This is a genomic window from Mesorhizobium oxytropidicola, from assembly GCF_056174625.1.
Genome location: NZ_CM149692.1, coordinates 298,192 through 317,440 on the forward strand (window position 1 = coordinate 298,192; position 19,249 = coordinate 317,440).

Genomic DNA, 19,249 nt, shown 5'->3' on the forward strand with positions numbered 1-19,249 from the left:
CTGCTTGACGAAAGCCTTGTTCAGCTAAACAAGGTGGCTCCGCTGTTTGTGGTCACGGAATCGTTATCATGCCATCTGAATCGGACCCCCTGCCTGACGCAACGCCCCCGGCGTCCGCATCGAACGGCGCAGGCACGCAACCGGCTGTCCCCGTGCAGGCCCAGAAACGTACGCTGATCGTGTCGCACGACCCGGCCTTTCCCGCAGCATCAGGTTCGGATCTGAGAAACTACCGCAACGCCGAAGCGGCCGCCAGGTTCGGACCGGTCTGCCTCGTTTCGGTGCGGCCGAAGATAGCCAAGAAGGCTCCCGGTCCGCTAATCCGCGTCGAGGGCCTGTCGATCGAGGGCGAGCCTCGCACGGCCTCGATCGGTTGGTGGCGCTCAAGGGCGGAGAGTCGCATACCGCGTTCCGCCCTGACGCGGCTTGAGACGCTGGCCCGTGAATTCCGCCCGGACACCATCATTGTCGAGGGCGTCGGCCTGTTCAAGCTGCTGCGGCCCCTGCGGCCGCTGGCCGAGCAGCTTATTCTCGACATGCACAATGTCGAGTCCGACCTGGCCGGACAGATCAGGCGTCTCAGTGCCAGCGATCCGCCGCGGCATTCAGCGTCCGGTACCTTGAAAGAAAAGCGCTGTCCCTTGTCGACAAGGTATGGGTCTGCTCGAACCTGGATCGCCAGAAGCTGATGATGCTTTCCCGGCACAAGATCCCGATCGACATCGTTCCGAACGGAATTCCGCAAGCCGTCGAGGGTTCCGGGCAGCTGCCTGCCGAGCCGTCGACTAGCAACGGCTTTCCGGTGATCGCGTTCATCGGCCATCTCGCCTATCCGCCGAACGTCGATGCCGCGCAGCGATTGGCCAGTGTCATATTGCCCCGTATCCGAAACGCCCTGCCGGATGCCAGGCTTGTCCTGGCTGGACGCACACCGAAACCGGAGGTGCAGGCATTGGCCAGATTGCCTGGTGTGGAGCTCATTGAAGATCCCGCTGATGTCGCGCCGCTCTTGTCCAGCGCGCATCTCACCATCGTCCCGCTGACGGCGGGCGGCGGCACACGCATCAAGATCCTGGAAGCAATGGCCTCGGGCGTGCCGGTGATCGCCACGCCGATCGCGGCCGAAGGCCTGGACCTGGTCGAAAACGACGAGGTGCTGCTGTCTGACACTGACGAAACGCTGGCCGAGATGGCCATCGGACTCTGTCTCGACCCCCAACGCAGGGCGCGGCAGCGCCTTCGCGCGCATCAGGCGGTATGGGCCAGGTTCGGCCCGCAAGCGATCCACGACGCCGTTCGTGACGGGCTTGGACCAAACGGCGCCGCCGTATGATTCCAGCAATCCTGCACCAGACATGGAAGAGCGACACCATTCCCGCGCGTTTCCAGGCCTATGCCGACAGCTGGAAGCGGCACAACCCGCACTGGACGGTGATGTTCTGGAGCGACCGGATGCTGCTCGAATTCGTGGCCGGGCACTACCCTGATTTCCTGCCGATGTTCTGCAACTATACGAATGGCGTGAAGCGGTCAGATGCTGCCCGCTACATGCTGCTGCATCATTTTGGCGGCGTCTACGCCGACATCGACTGCGAATGCGTCGCCCCCTTCGATCCGATCATGGACGAGACCCGTGTCGTGCTGTGCAAAGAGCCGGCTTCGCATGCGGCCCTCCAGGCGGATTTTCGTGGCCTGCCCTACCTCCTCTTCAATGGGACAATGGCGAGCCCGCCCAGACATCCGTTCTGGTTGCATCTCCTGTCCATGATGCCTGGGCTCGCCGGCGCCAAGGACGTGCTCGACGCGACCGGTCCTTGCCTGTTGACCTCGGCGCAACTCGCCTACAGCGATCAGGCGACCTTTGCCATTCACCCCTCCGGCCTGTTCACGCCGGTGACGTCGGACGGCAGCACGGAGCGTGAGGCCGGCGACGATACGGCAGCACTTTCGATCCATCACTGGGCCGGCACATGGTGGATCCCGGAGGCGCCGCCGAAATGGACGACCAAGCTCCGCAACCGGGCCTACCGACTCCGCTATCTCCTGACGCGCGGCGCCTATCTGGATGAGGCGGTGGCGAAAGCCGTCGTCGACAAGGCCGTCCTGTCGGCGCCGCCGCCTTCAGGCGGCAACATTGCCATCCTGGTCCCGCTTCGCGATGCCGCCGACCTCATCCAACCATTCCTCGATACGCTGGACGGGCTCGACTACCCCAAGGACAGGATCAAGCTGGTCTTCTGCGAAGGCGACAGTCTGGATGGAAGCTGGGAGCGCTTGCAGGCCGCAATCGCACAATTAGCCGGCAAATATCGTGACATTGTGCTGCTACAAAAACAGGTCGGCATCAGGTTCGACAGGGCGAAACGGGCAAAGCCGAGGATGCAACGAGCCCGGCGCGGCGCGATTGCCAAGGTGCGAAATCACCTGATCGATCACGGGCTGAAGGAAGACGACGACTGGGCGTTGTGGATCGATATCGACGTCTGGCGCTTTCCCGGCGATGTGCTGAACCGGCTGATTGCCACGCGGCATCGCATCGCGGTGCCCAACTGTGTGAAGATCGCCGGCGGCAGCAGCTTCGACCTTAACAGCTTCGTTATCCGACGGCAGACCAGGGATTATCGCTATTATCGCGAGATACGCGGCGGTCTGCACCAGCCTCCCCTGCAGACGCCATATCGCTATCATCTCAGTGATGTCAGGCATCTCGACATCATCGGCCTCGATGCGGTCGGTGGGACCATGCTTCTGGTGGATGCCGCTCTGCATCGCGGCGGCCTTCGCTTCCCCGAAATTCCCTACCGCGACCTGATCGAGACCGAAGCTTTCGGCGTGCTCGCCAACGATCTCGGCATCCGGCCGGTCGGTTTGCCGAAGCTGGAGATACTACACGTGCCATGGTGAAGTGGCAGCCAGCCGGAGTTCTTGCCTAAAGCAATTCCAGGAAAAGTGTGAGCGGTTTTCCGTCTGGAATTGCGTCAAGAGAGTTGGAGTGGTTCGCCGTTTCCATGAAACGGTGAAACGCTCTAAGCGGCTCCAGATAGACCTGCGGCCGCAGACGTCGCCAAGCGTCAGTCGTGCAACTCCCGTGAAATCGGCGGGCCGACCGAAAATCCGGAGAATGTAACCTCGAAACCCTCGCGCTGTGGCGAACAGCACATCATGCCGACATCGACCGTCTTCGAGATCGGGAAATAGGCGAGCCGCACCGGCTTCCAGTGGCCGTCCGAAGCATCGAGATACTGGACGCGGATCGCCTCGCCATGACGGGTCAGGCGGATCTTCACGCCGTTAGGATCGGCATGAATGGCTACCAGCGACCAGTCCGACGTGTCGTTGGTGACGACGACGGAGAAATAGGCAAGGCCGTCGGTGTATTCGATGCCGGCCTTGATCCAGTGCATTTCGCTGAGCCGGACCATCAGCCCGGCCTGGTCGTAGAGCACCTTGTAGTCGCCCTTGACGGTGACTTCGGCGGTGAAATCGCCCTCGACCGGCCGATGCAGGAAATGGCCGTTGTCGCGCCAGAAACCGTATAAGGTCTCGCGCCAGAAATCGGTCTCCTTGCCGGTGCGCACGCGCACCGCATCGCCGTCGATGGCGTGATGCGGCGGCGGGTTGAGCCAGGTCAGATCCTGCAATGTCGTTGTCTCATACCGGTTCAGAGGTGAAGGTTCGCCGGACCGATGCGCCGGCGTCCGATCAGCCTGCGAATGTATAGGCGGTCTTCACCGTGGTGTAGAACTCCATGGCATAACGGCCCTGTTCGCGCGGGCCAAAGCTCGAGCCCTTGCGGCCACCGAAGGGAACATGGAAATCGACGCCCGCCGTCGGCAGGTTGACCATCACCATGCCGGCCTCGGAATTGCGCTTGAAGTGAGTGGCATGCTTGAGGCTCGAGGTGCAGATGCCCGAGGTCAACCCGAACGGCGTGTCGTTGGCGACGGAAAGCGCCTCATCGTAGTCCTTGACGCGGATGACGCTGGCGACGGGCCCAAAGATCTCCTCGCGCGAGCTGCGCATGGCGTTGGTGGCCTCGGTCAACAGCGCCGGGCTGAGGTAAAAGCCCGGTGTCTTGCGGTCGAGCCGCTCGCCGCCGAAGGCGAGCGTGGCGCCTTCCCTGACGCCGATGGCGATATAATCCTCATCCTGCTTCAGCTGGGTGGCGTCGACGACCGGGCCGATCTGGGTCTGCGCGTCGAGCGCATCGCCGATCACCAGCTTGCCCATACGGTCCTTGAGCGCATCGACGAAACGGTCGTGGATGCCGTCGGTGACGATCAGCCTGGACGAGGCTGTGCAACGCTGGCCGGTCGAGAAGAAGGCACCATTGAGCGCACAATCGACGGCGACCGCAAGATCGGCGTCGTCAAGCACGACCAGCGGGTTCTTGCCGCCCATTTCGAGCTGGAACTTGCGCATATGCTCGACACTTGCCGCGGCGACGCGCTTTCCCGTGCCGACCGAGCCGGTGAAGGTGATGGCGTTGACATCGGGGCTGTCGAGCATCGCCTGGCCGACCACCGAGCCCTTGCCCATGACGAGGTTGAGCACGCCCTTAGGCAGGCCGGCGCGGTGCAGGATGTCGACGATCGACCACGCGCTCTCGGGAACGAGCTCCGCCGGCTTGAAGACGATGGTGTTGCCGTGGGCCAGCGCCGGCGCGATTTTCCAGGCCGGAATGGCAATGGGGAAATTCCACGGCGTGATGATGCCGACCACGCCGACCGCTTCACGGGTGATCTCGACTCCCACGCCCGGCCGCACGCTTGGCACGACTTCTCCCGACAGCCGCAATGTTTCGCCGGCGAAGAAATCGAATATCTGGGCGGCGCGAATGGTCTCGCCGATGCCCTCGGCCAGCGTCTTGCCTTCCTCGCGCGCCAGATTGCGACCGATCTCGTCCTTGCGCGCCATGATCTCGTCGGACGCCTTCTTCAGCACCGCATGGCGCGCCAATGGACCGGAGCGCGACCACGCGGGAAATGCTGCCTTGGCGGCCGCGATGGCCTGCTTGGCCTGTTCGACACCTGCCGAGGCATATTCGCCGACGACATCGCCGGTGTCCGAAGGGTTGATGTTGCGGGAGCCGGCATCGCCAACCCATTCGCCATCGATGAGGTTCTTTCGAAACTGCGCCATGTCCTGGTCTTTCCTGCTGGTTGGCCGCGCGGCGGCATCTGTCTGAATTGGTATTTGCCAGACAAATGCCTTGCGGGAAAGCACGCACTGGCCGAACAGCCGCGACAAAAATCCCCAGGCGAGCCGTTACACCAACAGGACGATGCGGCAGAGCCCCATCGGCAGCCAACCCGGCTAATATCCGCAGAGCGTCTCGCAGGCCCAGGCGAATTGCCTTGTACAGCAGTGTCCATAGCCTTGATTTGCCCGATACGGCGTGTCATGCGTCGTGCCGATGGCAGCTCTCGAAACGACGACCCAGCGCGCCGGCGCCACCGGCAACATCAAGGCCACGCGCGAAGACTGGCTGAAGCTGGCGCTTGAAACGCTGATCTCGGACGGCGTCGAACGCGTCCGCGTGCTGACGCTTGGCCAGCAGCTCGACGTCTCGCGCTCCAGCTTCTACTGGTATTTCAAGAGCCGCCAGGATCTGCTCGACCAGTTGCTGGATCACTGGCGGCAGACCAACACAAAATTCATCGTCGAGCGCGCCAGCCGGCCTTCCGCGACCGTCATCCGCGGCGTGATGAGCATTTTCGAATGCTGGGTCGACGAGAAGCTGTTCGATCCGCGGCTGGATTTCGCGATCAGGGCCTGGGCCCGGCGCTCGCCCACCATCCGGCGCGCGCTCGACGAGGCCGACGAAGAGCGCGTCAATGCCATACGCGACATGTTCAAGCGCCATGGCTATGAGGACGAAGATGCGTTCGTGCGGGCCCGCGTGCTCTATTTCATGCAGATCGGCTATTACTCGCTCGAGCTCAACGAGCCGATGAGCACCCGCCTGGCCCAGGTCGCGTCCTATCTGCGCAGCTTCACCGGCCAGGAGCCTCCGGCGGAAGATGTCGAGGACTTCGCGCGCTACGTCGAGAAGACGCTTTCCGGCAAACGGTAGACGCCAGGCAGCGGCCGCCTCGGCCCTACCGCTTTTCTTAAATCCCATAGCCAGCTTGCTCCGGATCAGCTTCGCAGCTTACTAGACACATGTGTACAATGCCGATAAGGTGCGTCGTCAGAACCTGACGGAGTGCGACAGGATGAAATCGCAATACAGGGCGGTCGTTATCGGCGGCGGCGTGGTTGGGGCCTCGGTGCTCTATCACCTGGCGAAATTCGGCTGGAGCGATGTCGCGCTGATCGAACGCGAGGTGCTGACCGCTGGGTCGAGCTGGCATGCGGCCGGCGGCTTCCATGCGTTGAACGCCGACCCCAACATCGCCGCGCTGCAGGCCTACACGATCGACCTTGTGTCGGAGGTCGAGAAGGAATCGGGCCAGAATATCGGCATGCACATGACCGGCGGCATTTCGGTCGCCTCGGCGCCAGAGCGCTGGGAATGGCTTAAGGCCTCCTACCGCATCTTTCAAACCATGGGCATAGACGACGTCCATCTGGTTGGCGTCGATGAGATCAGGCAGCGCTGTCCGATCCTCAACACCGACGGCATGCTGGGCGGCCTCTACGCCGCGCGCGAAGGCCATATCGACCCCTCGGGCGTCGTCCACGCCTATGCCAAGGCGGCAAGGAAACGCGGCGCAGAGATCATCGAACACAACCGTGTGCTGGAACTCAACCGCCGCGCCGACGGCAGCTGGGACGTGGTGACCCAGAAAGGCGCCGTCATTGCCGAGCATGTCGTCAATGCCGGCGGATTGTGGGCCAAGCAGGTCGGCCGGATGGCCGGTATCGACCTGCCGGTGTCGCCGATGGAGCATCACTACCTCGTCACCGAGGCGCTACCCGAGATCCAGGCGCTCGACCGCGAACTGCCACTGATCGTCGACCTCGAAGGCTTCACCTATATGCGCCAGGAGCAGAAGGGCCTGCTGCTCGGCATCTACGAAATCAACCACAAGCACTGGAACATGGATGGCGCGCCGTGGGACTACGGCATCGAGCTGATCCAGGAAGACACCGACCGCATCGCCAACGAGCTGGCGCTTGGCTTCAGCCGCTATCCCTGCCTGGAGACGGCCGGCATCAAGCGCTGGGTCAACGGCGCCTTCACCTTCTCGCCGGACGGCAATCCGCTGGTCGGCCCGGTGCGCGGCGTTCCCAATTACTGGGTGGCTTGCGGCGTCATGGCCGGCTTCCTGCAAGGCGGTGGCGTCGGCAAGTCGCTTGCCGAATGGATGATCCATGGCGAGCCGGAAGCCGACGTCTATGGCATGGACATCGCCCGCTATGGCGACTTCGCTTCCAACCGCGAATACATCAAGCAGACGACCGGGCAATTCTATTCGCGCCGCTTCGTCATGAGCTATCCCAACGAGCAGTTGCCGGCGGGACGACCCTTGAAGACATCAGGCGCGCATGACGCCATGGAGGCGGCCGGCGCCCACTGGGGCAGTTCCTGGGGCATGGAAGTGCCGCTCTATTTCGCGCCGCTGGGGTTCGTCGAGACACCGACGCTGAAGCGGTCCAACGCCTTCGACATCGTCGGCCAGGAATGCCGCAAGGTGCGCGAAGGCGTCGGCCTGCTCGATATCACCGCCTTCTCGCGCTACGAGGTCTCCGGGCCGCAGGCGCAGGCCTGGCTCGACCGGCTGCTCGCCTGCGCGCTGCCCAAGCCAGGCCGCGCGAAACTTGCGCCGATGCTGGGCGAGAACGGCAAGCTCAAAGGCGACCTCACCGTCTTCAACTGGGGCGACGGCTCCTGGTGGATCATGGGGTCCTATTATCTTCGCCAATGGCATATGCGTTGGTTCGAGCCGCATCTCGCCGACGGCGTCAATGTGTGCGACATTTCGGACGCGGTCGTCGGCTTTTCGCTCGCCGGCCCCAATGCGCGCCGTCTGCTGGAACGGCTGACGCACCAGGATGTTTCGCATGAAGCCTTCGGCTTCCTCGCCTGCAAGACGCTCGATGTCGGCCTGGTTCGGGCCAAGGTCGGGCGGCTGTCGGTCATCGGCGAACTCGGCTACGAGATCCATTGCCAGGCCAACGAGCACGCCGGGTTGCGCCGCGCGCTGCTTTCGGCAGGAAGCGACCTCGGCGTCACCGAATACGGCTTCGGCGCTGTGAACTCTCTGCGGCTTGAAAAGAGTTTTGGCATCTGGTCGCGAGAGTTCACACAAGACTATACGCCTGATGAAACCGGCATGGACCGCTGGATTGCATTCGACAAGGGGACTTCATCGGCCGGGAGGCAGCGCTGAAAGACCGGAAAGCCGGCGCCAAGCGCACGCTGGTGACGCTCGAAATCGACGCCTTGGATGCCGACGCCAGCGGCTACGAGCCGATCTGGAGCAGAGGCAAGCTTGCCGGCTTCGTCACCTCGGCGGCTATGGCCATACGGTCGGCAAGAGCCTTGCCATGGCGCTTGTCGATCGCGATGCGGCCGGTATCGATACCGAGTTGACAACCCATATCGTCGGCGTCGAAAGAAATGCGCGCGTCATCGCTTCGTCGCCTTACGATCCAACGGGCAAGGCGATGCGGGCATGACCGGAAGAAGCGCTGCCATCCCTGCGGAAGACATGCCATGACCCGACGCTATTCCGCCCTGTCGCTGTTCAAGGAGGGCCTGGCCGGTCAGACCGGCTGGAAGCAGGCATGGCGCTCGCCCGAGCCGAAGCCGTCTTATGACGCGATCATCATCGGCGGCGGCGGCCATGGGTTGGCGACGGCCTATTACCTGGCCAAGAATCACGGCATCAACCGCGTCGCGGTGCTGGAAAAGGGCTGGATCGGTGGCGGCAACACCGGCCGCAACACCACCGTGGTGCGCTCCAATTACTACTATCCGGAAAGCGTCGAACTCTACGGGCTGGCGCACCGGCTCTATGAAGGCCTGTCCAAGGACTTGAACTACAACGTCATGCTGTCGCAGCGCGGCATGGTCAATCTATGCCACTCGACCGCCGAAATGGAGATCGGCGCGCGCACCGTCAATGCCATGCAGATCAACGGCATCGATGCGGAGCTGTTTTCACCAGAGGATGTGCGCCGCGTTGCGCCGATCTACAATTTCTCCCCGGATGCGCGTTTTCCCGTGTTCGGCGGCATCTGGCAGGGCCGGGCCGGAACCGCGCGCCACGACGCGGTCGCCTGGGGTTATGCGCGGGCGGCGAGCCGGCTCGGCGTCGACATCATCCAGAATTGCGAGATCACCGATTTCATTATCGAAGGCGGCCGCTGCCGTGGCGTGCAGACGACGCGCGGCGCGATCCGCGCCGACCGCATCGGCATGGCGGTGGCCGGGCACTCCTCGGTGCTGGCGGCCAAGGCCGGCTTCCGGCTGCCGATCAATTCCTATGCGCTGCAGGCCTGCGTCTCTGAGCCGGTCAAGCCGATCCTCGACACGGTGGTGCTGTCGCCCGGCTGCGGCGTCTATGTCAGCCAGTCCGACAAGGGCGAGATCGTCATCGGCGGCGGGCTCGACCGTATTCCTTCATACGCGCAGCGCGGCAATCTGCCGACGCTTGAAACAGTGATTGCCGGCCTGCTGGAGATGTTCCCGATCTTCGGCCAGCTGAAGCTGATGCGGCAATGGGCGGGCATTGTCGACGTCGTACCGGATTCCTCGCCGATCGTCGGTCCCTCGCCGCTGCCCAATCTGTTCCTCAATTGCGGCTGGGGCACGGGCGGCTTCAAGGCCAGTCCCGCCGGCGGCACGCTGCTGGCGAACCTGCTGGCGACCGGCAAGCACAATGACATCAGCCGTCCCTTTGATCTGGATCGCTTCGCCAGCGGGCGGCTGATCGACGAAGCGGCCGGCTCCGGCATCGCGCATTAGAGGATCTTATGCAGCTCTTCCCATGCCCGTTCTGTGGTCCGCGCGACGAGACCGAATTCCACTATGGCGGCGATGCCGGCAATGCCCGGCCCGATGGCGCCGAGGTGCCGATCGAGCGCTGGGCCGGATATCTCTACCTGCGCGGCAATCCGAAGGGCACGGCGCGCGAAATCTGGGTGCATATGGCTTGCGGCGAGTTCTTCGTTATGGAGCGTGACACCGTTACGCACAAGGTGCTGTCGTCGACCGCCCTTGGCGGGGAGCACGCGGCGTGACCGCCTCGCGCCTCACCACCGGCGGCAGCGCCATCGACCGCTCGCGGCCGCTCCGCTTCAGCTTCGACGGCGCAACGGTCGAAGGCTTTGCCGGCGACACCATCGCCTCGGCCCTGCTCGCCAATGATGTCGCGGTCGTCGGCCGCAGCTTCAAGTACCACCGGCCGCGCGGCATCTGGGGCGCCGGTGTCGAGGAGCCGAACGCACTGGTCGATGTCGGCGGCCCACAGGCGACGCCGAACACGCGCGCCACGACCGAGCCGGCGCGCGACGGGCTGGTGGCGAAGAGCGTCAATGCGACGCCGAGCGCGCTTACCGATCGCAACGCCTTTCTCGACCGCTTTTCGCGCTTCATTCCGGCGGCGTTCTACTACAAGACCTTCATGTGGCCGGACTGGCACATGTTCGAGCCACGCATCCGCGCCATGGCCGGGCTGGGCAAGGTCGACACGGACTGGACCTCGCCGGGCACTGCAGACCAGCTCAACCACCATTGCGACGTGCTGGTGGTGGGCGCTGGCCCGGCCGGGCTGGCGGCAGCAAAACTGGCGGCCGGCGCAGGCCTTTCCGTCACGTTGGTCGATGACCAGCAAAAGCCGGGTGGATCGCTCGGCCACCGCGCCGGCGAGATCGATGGCAAGCCGGCGGCCGTGTGGATCGACGAGACGGTTGCCGAAGTCGTCGCCGGCGGCCACCTGATCCTGCCTGCGACCACCGCCTTCGGCATCTACGACCACAATCTGGTCGGGCTGAACCAGCGTCATTTCGATGGCCGGCGTGACACGCTGTTGCGTGTCCGGCCACGCCAGACCGTGCTGGCGACCGGCGCGATCGAGAGGCCGCTGCCCTTCGCCAACAATGACCTGCCGGGCATCCTGTCGGCGGATGCGGCACTCGCCTATCTCAGGCGCCACGCGGTGCTCGTCGGCCGCCGCTTCGTCGTCGCGACCAACAATGACAGCGCCTATGAAGTGGCGGAGGCGGTCGCCGAGGCCGGCGCCGACGTCACGCTGGTCGACATCAGGCGTGACGGCATGCCCACCACCAAGGTGCGGCTGGTCAAAGGGCGGGCGCTTGCCGCGGCCAAGGGCAGGCTGCGCGTCGAGGGTGTGACGCTGGATGACCGCACAAAGCTCGATGCCGATTGCGTGCTGGTCTCGGGCGGCTGGACGCCGACCATTCATCTGTTCGGCCAGGCCAAGGGCAAGCTCTCCTGGAGCGAGGCAAGCGCCGCCTTCGTGCCGGGCGATCCGGTCGACGGCATTGCCGTTGCCGGCGCTGCAGCCGGCGCGGTCTCCCTGTCGGAGGTGTTCGCCGGCTCGAAGAAAGCTGTCGCATCGCTTGGCGAGACGAAGGCAACTCTGCCGCGCAGCACCGGACCTGAGGCGACGAGCGGCATAGCGGCTGCGTGGCCGGTGCCCGGTTCGAAGGGGCGCATCTGGATCGACTATCAGAACGATGTGACGGTAAAGGACGTCGAGCTGGCGGCGCGCGAAAACTTCGTCTCGGTCGAGCACCTGAAGCGCTACACGACGCTCGGCATGGCGACCGACCAGGGCAAGACCTCCAACCTGCCCGGCCTGGCGCTGATGGCCGGGATTACCGGCCGCACGGTGCCGGAGGTCGGCACCACCACCTATCGCCCGCCGTTCACACCGGTGCCGCTGGCAAGCTTTGCCGGCGCGCGCGTTGGCGAGTTGATGGCGCCGGTGCGGCGGCTGCCGCTGGAGAATGTGCATCGCGACAGCGGCGCCGTCTTCCAGGAATATGGCGGCTGGCTGCGGCCGGCTCATTATGGTGGCCGCGACGCCGACGCGGATCGCGCCATCCAGGACGAAGCGTTGCGCGCGCGCCGGTCGGTCGCGCTGTTCGACGGTTCGACGCTGGGCAAGATCGAGGTGATCGGGCCCAAGGCGGCCGAATTCGTCGATTTCCTCTACTACAACACCATGTCGACGCTGAAGCCGGGCCGTTGCCGCTACGGTTTCATGCTGTCGGAGAACGGCGTGGTCTTCGATGACGGCGTGCTGGTGCGGCTGGACGAGCATCGCTTCGTCGTCTCGTGCTCGTCCTCGCATGTTGCTGCCGTGCACGCCCGGCTGGAGGAATGGCGCCAGGACCGTTTCGGCCGTGACGCCGTCTATATCCACAACGCCACAGCGGACATGGCGACGCTGACCGTTTCTGGACCGAACGCCCGGAAGCTGCTGGAAACAGTCGATCTTGGCCTCTCGCTCGACGATGCCGAGCTGCCGCATATGGCGGTCGGCCACGGCAGCTATGGCGGCGACGCGGTCCGCGTCGCGCGCGTCAGCTTCACCGGCGACAGGAGCTATGAGGTGTCCATCCGCGCCGATCGCGCCGAGCCCTTGTGGGCGCATCTGCGTCAGGCCGGGCAGGCATTCGATGCCGTCATCATTGGCCTCGAAGCGCTGATGATCCTGCGCGCCGAGAAAGGCTTCATCGTCATCGGCAAGGACACGGACGGCACCACGCTGCCACACGACCTTGGTAGCGAGGGCCCGCGCGCCAAACGCCAGACCGAATATGTCGGCCGCCGCTCGTTGTTCACCGAGGAGGCGTCGCGTGGGGACCGCCTGCAGCTTGTCGGGCTGACGGTGCCGCAAGGCGGAGCGCCGCTGCCGACTGGCGCGCATGGCATCCGACGGGTCGATGGCAAGCTGCACAGCCAGGGTTTTGTCACGTCGAGCTATCAGAGCCCGACGCTTGGCCGACCGATCGCGCTCGGCCTGATCGAGCGTGGCGCGGCACGCCACGGCGAGACGATCGAAATCCAGCATCTCGGCAAGGTCCGCACGGCAACGATTGCCGCCCCTTGCGCCTTCGACCCGGCAGGGGAGCGGCTCCATGCGTGACCTCGCGGAAAAATGGTCCGTCGCACCGGACTGGCGGAACGCCACGATCGAAGTACCGGGACTCAAGATAGGCGCGGTTACCGGGCTGCACCAGCGTCTGGTCAGCGGCGACCTGGCGGCATGGGCCGAGGCATCCGGCTTCGATGGAACGGCCGTTGGCGCATTCGGCCTGGCGGAAGGCATACGCTATTCGGTCCGCATCGCGCGCGACCGCCTGCTCGCCGTGTCCACCACGCCCATCGGCATGGCCACGGGGTGGTTCCCCGAGGGATTCGCCGTGACGGAGATCAGCGCCGGATTGCAGGTGTTCGAGGTAGAAGGGCCGGCGCTTGGGGCCTTCATCGCACGCGGGACAACGCTCGATCCAAATCAGGCGAGCGCCAGCGCGGCACTGTCCTTCGCCGGTATCAGCGCCATCGTGTACCGCTATCAGGGCAGCTTGCGCATCCATCTCGACCGTGGCCTCGCCACCTATCTCTGGACATGGATGGAAACGGCCGCCGCCAACATCGCCGCCGGATCGCAGGATTAGCCGGCCACGACAGCGCCGACATCCCCGGCGGACTACCGCCCCCGGTCTCAGAGAGCTTCTCTTGCGCAAGTCGCTCGCAAGGGCTGGACGCCGTCGCGCAAGGGTTCGACTGTGTAATCTCCATTCATGAATCGACGTCGCAGTTTTGCCGGAGCAATTGCCGATCATGGTCCAAAAGCACACGAGCCGGTCATCCCTCCATCCCTGGATCGACACCGTCTGGCAAACCGTATGTTTGAGCGACGGGATTTACAAAGCCACCCCGGACGGCTCGTGGGATCTGCTCCGCAGCGTCGCGCCGGACGGAAGATCCGTGGTGTTCTTGAGCGGTCAGGCAACCGAGCCTGTCGACGTGCCATATGTCGAGGGCGAGCACTCGGTCGTCATCTCATTTGCCGCCCATGTCTATCTTGCGCGTGACAAGGAGGTGCGGACCGGCGCGGCGGTCCGTTTTCTGGATGTGGAGGAAGACGAGTTTTCATTGGGCGGCGTGAAGCTGCCTTTGCCGACATTCCTGAACGCCGAAGCTCTTGTCGATGAGATGATCGCGGCGGGGCTGCTTGCGTCCGACGACGTCGTGGCGAGGGCCTTCACCGAGAGGCCCAAGGCCGCCTCCAAACGCTCGGTGCGACAGCATTTCAAAAACACCACCGGTATTACGCAGAAGGATTTCCAGTTGATCCGCCGCGCGCAGGAGGCGGTTCGGCGCCTGAAAGCAGGCGATAGCGCCGCAGCCGTGGCTTTCGATCTTGGCTATACGGATCAACCGCACATGATCAAATCCATAAAGAAGATCATGGGTTCCCTGCCCTCAAACCTCGATGCTGTTCACAAGATCTGATGCCGGGCGAGGTTCGCTCGGCATCGGAGGTTCATGGCTGCGCTATTTCGCGACAAGCGCCGCGAATTGCTTGATGTCTTCGACATAGAACGCGGGATCTTCCCAGGCGGCGAAATGGCCCGCCTTTTCCATATCGTGAAATTGCACGACATTTCCCGAGGTCTGGCGGTCCGCCCATTCACACGGCAAGCGAACGCCGCCCGGGATCGGCACCTCAGTCGCCACCGCCACCGGCACCCCCGTGTTCTTTCCCTTGATGGTCGGCGGCTGCATCGCGTTTTGATTGTAAATGCGGAAAGACGAGGCCGCCGTTTCCGTCAGCCAGTAGATCATGATGTTGGTCAAGAGCGCGTCGCGACCAAATCTGGCATCGGCCTCGTCGCCGACCCCCATCCCGGCCATGAAGCTCATGATCCATGCGGCTAGGCCGACGGGCGAGTCGTTCATGGCGAAGGCGAGGCTTTGCGGCTTTGTCGCCTGGACCAGGTTGAAGGCGCCATGCATGAAGAACCATTGCTGGATCGCCCCGGCGTAACCCTGCTCCAGCCCGCTGAGGGCGCCAAAATCCGTGGTCTGGTCCGGGTAGCCCACATCGGTCAGGTGGGAGCCGATAAGCTTGTCCGGATGGCGCTGCGCCAGCGACATGGCGATCACCGACCCAGATCACCGCCAGCCACGATGAAGCTGGAGTAACCCAGCACGTCATTCATCAGGTGGGCAAAAATGTCGGCCACCTTGTCGGCGGGGAGCGCCGTCCTGCCGGAGAAGCCGGTCCCTGGAATGGACGGCACGACGACGTGAAATTCCTCCGCCAGCGCATCCACGACCTTGTGGTAGCGATAGAAACTGTCCGGCCAGCCATGCAGCAGAAGGATTGCCGTGGCGTCCTTCTTCTCGACGGCTGATGGACGAAATGCAGGTCGATCCCCTCGATATCAACCTTGTAGTTCGGCAATGCGTTCAGGCTGGCTTCGGCCTTTCGCCAATCATAGTCATGGAGCCAGTAGTCGGTCAGCTTCTTCATGTAGTCGAGGTTCGTGCCAGTCATCCATCCTGCTCCGGCGGGTTCATCCGGCCAGCGGGTGTGGCGCAGGCGCGCCTTGAGATCGGCGAGCTGGTCATCGGAAATGGCGATTTTGAACGGCATCGGCTTGGCCATGGTCGTATTCTCCTGTGAGACGGCGCTGCGATCGGTGAGACCGCCGAGAAGAGCTGCCGCGATGAGGCTTTTGGCAAATTCGCGGCGGTGCATTCTCGCAGCTCCTTGTTCTTTTTCGATGGAGCCAGACTATTGGAACGGCGGCCGCGCAGATTGTAAATTTGCGCAATTCATCCAGCCGGAGCGAGCGCCCGACAGGTCTCATCCTCCCGCCCCGTTTGAGGCATGCGGGATGCGCAACAACAAGCCGTGCAGCCTTCCGTCACCTCGCCAACAGAGAGTGCGGGCGGACGACTATTCCGCTTTTAGAGCGTGAACGACCAGAACAGGCAGGCCAGCGTCGCGGCGGCGAAGATCACGAAGAACAGGCTGCGCAACAGCACGTTGCGGCGCAGCTCGTTCATGACGAAGTGGCAACCGACGACCGCCACGGCAAACAGGAACCGCCAGTTCAGCAATGTGAGCATTGCGCTGCCCTGGCCGAAGGCCCATCGGGCGAGGAGGCCGCCGACGATGGTGGCGAACAGCACGATCACCGTCCAGAAAATCGCGTCGGCGCAATGGGTGAGGATGATGCTGGCCGCCCTGATCGGCAGGATCATCATCAACAGCGCGCTGAAGAAAAAGACGGCGGCCAGCGGAATGAAGGTTCCGGCATCGGCAATGCCGTCGAGGCGCCTGACGCCGATCGCGCCATAGGGATAGCCGTGCCTGGCCACCGCAAGGCTCAGCGCCATGAGCAAAGCGGTCAGCACGGCGACGAGTGCGAAGGTCGTGAGGGCTTTGCTCATGGTGTTCCTGTCCCGGACGAATCAGACAGGAACTTTGTAACGGGCGGTCGTAAATTGCACGTAAGCGAGGGTGCCGCCCGTGCGGATTTCGATCGGTTGCTATTCGGCGGCGATCCGGCCTGCCGCGCGGTTGGCCAGCACGAAGCCAACCTCGTCCACCGCCTGCGCCGCGCGCTTCAGGATCGCCTCGGAGCGTAGCACGCCGTCGGTGAAATCCTTGTCGGTGGCGTAGACGGCGGTCGGCAGGGCAAAAGCCTCGAAGAAGCCGAACAGCGGCCGCAACTGATGTTCGACGATCAAGGCGTGGCGTTCGCCGCCACCGGTCGCGGTCAGCACGATGGGCTTTCCCCGCAACGCCGCCGGATCGATCAGGTCGAAGAAGTGCTTGAACAGACCGGTGTAGCTGCCCTTGTAGGTCGGCGAACCAACCACCAGCACATCAGCCGCGAGGATCTGGGCCAGGATCGGCTGCGCCTGGCTGTCGAGGTCGCGCGCCCACCGTGCCGTGCCCAGCGATGGGCCGACATCCTCGATATCGTAGGTGCTGGCCGACAGGCCATGGCGCGCGGCAATGTTCCTGGTGACGAGTTCGACGAAGGCGCGCGTCTTTGACGGCCGGGTGATGTTGCCGGAAAAACCGACGACTGTGGGGTTTGACATGGCAGTGGGCCTCTTGGATGTCGAAGTTTGAAGTGGCGGGCTATCTGGCCCGCCGACGGGGAAATCAGCTCCAGGCGTGCAGCGGCGGATTTTCTCCGTTGAGGAAATACTTTCCGAGGATCGCGTACTTCCAGCGTACCGGATCGTGCAGCGTGTGGGTGCGGGCATTGCGCCAATGCCTGTCGAGATTGTGCTCTGCCAGAGTCGAGCGCGTGCCGGCCAGTTCGAACAGCTTGTTGGTCGCGGCAATCGCGATCTCGGTCGACAGGATTTTCGCCTCGGCGGTGACAATCTGCGCATGCGCCACCGTCTCGGCCGTCGGCTCGGCCACCGCCTTGTCGATCGCCAGGCCGGCCTTCTCCAGCAGCGCCTGCGCGGCGTGCAGGCGCAGCGTCAGGTCGCCGACCGCCTGGATGGTGTAGGGATCGTCCCAGGTATTGTCGACGCCACTGTCGATCCAGGCGCGGCTTCTGGTCCTGACGAAGTGAACCGTTTCGTCGATGGCCGCCTGGGCGATGCCGGTGTCCACCGCCACCTGGATGATCTGGAAGATGGCGCCGTCGGCAGTCGGTTTGTCATAGCCCTTGTAGCCGGGCACCAGATGCGTCTTCGGCACCTTGACGTTGTCGATGATGACGGTGCCGGACAGTGTCGTGCGCTGGCCGAAGCTCGACCAGTCGTCGATGACGGTCAGGCCCGGCGCGCCACGGTCGGCGATCGCATACCAGGCGCGGCCCTCGTCATCGAGCGCCACGATCGGCACCAGATGGGCGAGCAAAGCGCCGGACGAATAGAATTTGCGGCCGTTGACGACGACATGGTCGCCGGCATCGGTGAAACGGGTCTCGAAATCGGCGGCGCGCTTGGAGCCGAACTCGGAAAAGGCATTGCCGAACCGCGTGCCCTTCAGCGCTTCGGCAAACAGCAGCTTCTGCTGTTCCGCGTCGGAGACGGTGCGGATGGCAGCGATGACGCCGAGATGGTTCTGGGCGATCTGGCCGATGGAGGAATCCGCCGCCGAGATGATCTCGATCACCTTGGCCAGCGTCACGTAGGAGACTTCCGGCCCGCCGAATGCCTTGGGCACATTGATCGACCACAGGCCGCTTTGCGAAAAGGCGTCGAGTTCGGCAACCGGCCAGATGCGCTCGCGGTCGCGCCTGGAGGAGTCCTTGACGAATTCGACGGCGAGCGCATGGGCGACCGCGATCGCCTCGGCGTCGTCCTTGATGATGTGGGCCGGCGCCGACGGCCTTGCGACCGGCGGCACGGCGGCGGAGGCGTGGTCTGTCTTGACGGTCGAGACGGTCATTTCATTGCTCCTTGATATCTGATTTCAGGCAACGGCATGGAGATGGGCTGGTTTGGCAGCCGGCGATGGCTGTTGGCCGGTGGTCGATTGACCGAGATAGAAGGCGCGCACATCCTCGCGCTGGCGAAGATCGGCGGCCGCGCCGGAGAGAACGGAGACGCCGTTTTCGAGCACCGTGGCATGGTCGGCATATCGCAGAGCGACAGCCGAATTCTGCTCAGCGACCAGGATCGACAGGCCGGTCTCGCGGTTCAGTTTCCTCAGCGTCTGAAAGATGTCCTGGACGATGAGCGGGGCGAGCCCCATCGACGGTTCGTCGAGAACCAGCAGGCGCGGCCGCGACATCAGCGCCCGGCCGATCGCCGTCATCTGCTGTTCGCCCCCGGAGGTCAGGCCGGAAAATGTCCGACGCTTTTCCTTCAGCCGAGGGAAATAGGCGTAGATGCGTTCGAGATCGCCATTGATCTCGGCCCGGCGGCCGCTGCGGCCGATGCCGCCGGCGACCAGGTTTTCCTCGACGGTGAGGCTCTTGAAGCAGTGGCGGCCTTCCAGCACTGGAACCAGGCCGGCGCGCACGAGATCGCCCGGCTTGCGGCGCGAGACATCCGAGCCATCATAGCGGATGGTGCCGGCGTTGACCTGCCCGCGTTCGGCCGGCAGCAGATTGGAGACCGCCTTCAGCGTGGTGGTCTTGCCGGCGCCGTTGGCGCCGAGCAGCGCCAGGATCTCGCCGCGCCGGATCTCGAAGGAGACGCCATGCAGCGCCGTGATGGCGTGGTTGTAGGTGGCATGGATCGTGTCCACCGCAAGGATGACGTCATTGTCCGGCATGGGCTCTTCTTCCGCGGTTCGAGGAACCGTAAAGGGCCGGGCGCCACGGAAAG

General features: G+C 64.0%; 17 protein-coding genes and 2 pseudogenes. 10 read left to right on the forward strand and 9 right to left on the reverse strand.

Annotated features, from left to right (window positions below):
- The first annotated feature begins 152 nt into the window (after positions 1-152).
- The 3 genes from AC0V8S_RS01400 to AC0V8S_RS01410 are packed head-to-tail and all read left to right on the forward strand — an operon-like array spanning position 153 to position 2,904.
- On the forward strand, positions 153-689 hold the full coding sequence (locus AC0V8S_RS01400; protein WP_475436572.1) for a hypothetical protein: 537 nt from the start codon (positions 153-155) through the stop codon (positions 687-689).
- Complete coding sequence (locus AC0V8S_RS01405) at positions 689-1,333, forward strand: glycosyltransferase (RefSeq protein WP_475436573.1); 645 nt, start codon at positions 689-691, stop codon at positions 1,331-1,333. The genes AC0V8S_RS01400 and AC0V8S_RS01405 overlap by 1 nt, the downstream gene beginning before the upstream one ends.
- Positions 1,330-2,904, forward strand: a complete 1,575-nt coding sequence (locus tag AC0V8S_RS01410; protein ID WP_475436575.1) for a glycosyltransferase — start codon at positions 1,330-1,332, stop codon at positions 2,902-2,904. The genes AC0V8S_RS01405 and AC0V8S_RS01410 overlap by 4 nt, the downstream gene beginning before the upstream one ends.
- A 167-nt stretch (positions 2,905-3,071) precedes the next feature.
- Here AC0V8S_RS01410 and AC0V8S_RS01415 read toward each other — a convergent pair whose 3' ends face one another.
- Both AC0V8S_RS01415 and AC0V8S_RS01420 read right to left on the reverse strand, forming a co-directional pair.
- Positions 3,072-3,641, reverse strand: coding sequence for a DUF1349 domain-containing protein (locus AC0V8S_RS01415; RefSeq protein WP_475436577.1), 570 nt, complete (start codon positions 3,639-3,641; stop codon positions 3,072-3,074).
- Between the two features lie 61 nt (positions 3,642-3,702).
- Positions 3,703-5,142, reverse strand: coding sequence for an aldehyde dehydrogenase family protein (locus AC0V8S_RS01420; RefSeq protein WP_475436578.1), 1,440 nt, complete (start codon positions 5,140-5,142; stop codon positions 3,703-3,705).
- 274 nt (positions 5,143-5,416) lie between these two features.
- Here AC0V8S_RS01420 and AC0V8S_RS01425 point away from each other — a divergent pair, with 274 nt between their 5' ends.
- The 7 genes and pseudogenes from AC0V8S_RS01425 (at position 5,417) to AC0V8S_RS01455 (ending at position 14,443) form a co-directional block, all read left to right on the forward strand.
- A complete protein-coding gene (locus AC0V8S_RS01425; protein ID WP_475436580.1) occupies positions 5,417-6,076 on the forward strand; it encodes a TetR/AcrR family transcriptional regulator in 660 nt (219 codons plus the stop codon).
- A gap of 142 nt (positions 6,077-6,218) precedes the next feature.
- A pseudogene (locus tag AC0V8S_RS01430) lies at positions 6,219-8,628 on the forward strand (GcvT family protein).
- A gap of 37 nt (positions 8,629-8,665) precedes the next feature.
- Complete coding sequence (locus AC0V8S_RS01435; RefSeq protein WP_475436581.1) at positions 8,666-9,919, forward strand: sarcosine oxidase subunit beta family protein; 1,254 nt, start codon at positions 8,666-8,668, stop codon at positions 9,917-9,919.
- Positions 9,920-9,927: 8 nt separating this feature from the next.
- Positions 9,928-10,194, forward strand: a complete 267-nt coding sequence (locus tag AC0V8S_RS01440; RefSeq protein ID WP_475436582.1) for a sarcosine oxidase subunit delta — start codon at positions 9,928-9,930, stop codon at positions 10,192-10,194.
- Entirely contained in the window at positions 10,191-13,070 is a 2,880-nt protein-coding gene (locus AC0V8S_RS01445; protein WP_475436584.1) for a sarcosine oxidase subunit alpha family protein, read from the forward strand. Before AC0V8S_RS01440 ends, AC0V8S_RS01445 begins: the two co-directional genes overlap by 4 nt.
- Entirely contained in the window at positions 13,063-13,602 is a 540-nt protein-coding gene (locus AC0V8S_RS01450; protein WP_183455638.1) for a hypothetical protein, read from the forward strand. The genes AC0V8S_RS01445 and AC0V8S_RS01450 overlap by 8 nt, the downstream gene beginning before the upstream one ends.
- A gap of 166 nt (positions 13,603-13,768) precedes the next feature.
- Positions 13,769-14,443 carry a helix-turn-helix domain-containing protein gene (locus AC0V8S_RS01455; protein ID WP_475438556.1) on the forward strand — a complete coding sequence of 225 codons (675 nt, stop codon included), beginning with the start codon at positions 13,769-13,771 and terminating at the stop codon, positions 14,441-14,443.
- A gap of 42 nt (positions 14,444-14,485) precedes the next feature.
- Here the strand turns inward: AC0V8S_RS01455 and AC0V8S_RS01460 are convergent, their stop codons facing one another.
- The 7 genes and pseudogenes from AC0V8S_RS01460 to AC0V8S_RS01490 all read right to left on the reverse strand — a co-directional run bounded on the left by AC0V8S_RS01460 (position 14,486) and on the right by AC0V8S_RS01490 (position 19,196).
- On the reverse strand, positions 14,486-15,088 hold the full coding sequence (locus AC0V8S_RS01460; RefSeq protein ID WP_475436586.1) for a hypothetical protein: 603 nt from the start codon (positions 15,086-15,088) through the stop codon (positions 14,486-14,488).
- A 5-nt stretch (positions 15,089-15,093) separates the two neighbouring features.
- The gene (locus tag AC0V8S_RS01465; protein ID WP_475436587.1) at positions 15,094-15,267 is read right to left on the reverse strand and encodes an alpha/beta fold hydrolase; all 174 of its coding nucleotides are present in this window, start codon (positions 15,265-15,267) and stop codon (positions 15,094-15,096) included.
- Between the two features lie 125 nt (positions 15,268-15,392).
- Positions 15,393-15,695 (reverse strand): annotated as a pseudogene (locus AC0V8S_RS01470) (epoxide hydrolase N-terminal domain-containing protein); the annotation flags it as partial.
- 212 nt (positions 15,696-15,907) lie between these two features.
- Complete coding sequence (locus AC0V8S_RS01475) at positions 15,908-16,393, reverse strand: hypothetical protein (protein ID WP_475436588.1); 486 nt, start codon at positions 16,391-16,393, stop codon at positions 15,908-15,910.
- 99 nt (positions 16,394-16,492) lie between these two features.
- The gene (msuE, locus tag AC0V8S_RS01480; RefSeq protein ID WP_475436590.1) at positions 16,493-17,053 is read right to left on the reverse strand and encodes an FMN reductase; all 561 of its coding nucleotides are present in this window, start codon (positions 17,051-17,053) and stop codon (positions 16,493-16,495) included.
- Between the two features lie 64 nt (positions 17,054-17,117).
- Positions 17,118-18,365 (reverse strand): SfnB family sulfur acquisition oxidoreductase, encoded by a 1,248-nt coding sequence (locus AC0V8S_RS01485; RefSeq protein ID WP_475436592.1) that lies wholly within the window; start codon positions 18,363-18,365, stop codon positions 17,118-17,120.
- A 24-nt stretch (positions 18,366-18,389) separates the two neighbouring features.
- Positions 18,390-19,196 (reverse strand): ABC transporter ATP-binding protein, encoded by an 807-nt coding sequence (locus AC0V8S_RS01490; RefSeq protein ID WP_475436594.1) that lies wholly within the window; start codon positions 19,194-19,196, stop codon positions 18,390-18,392.
- Positions 19,197-19,249 lie beyond the last annotated feature (53 nt).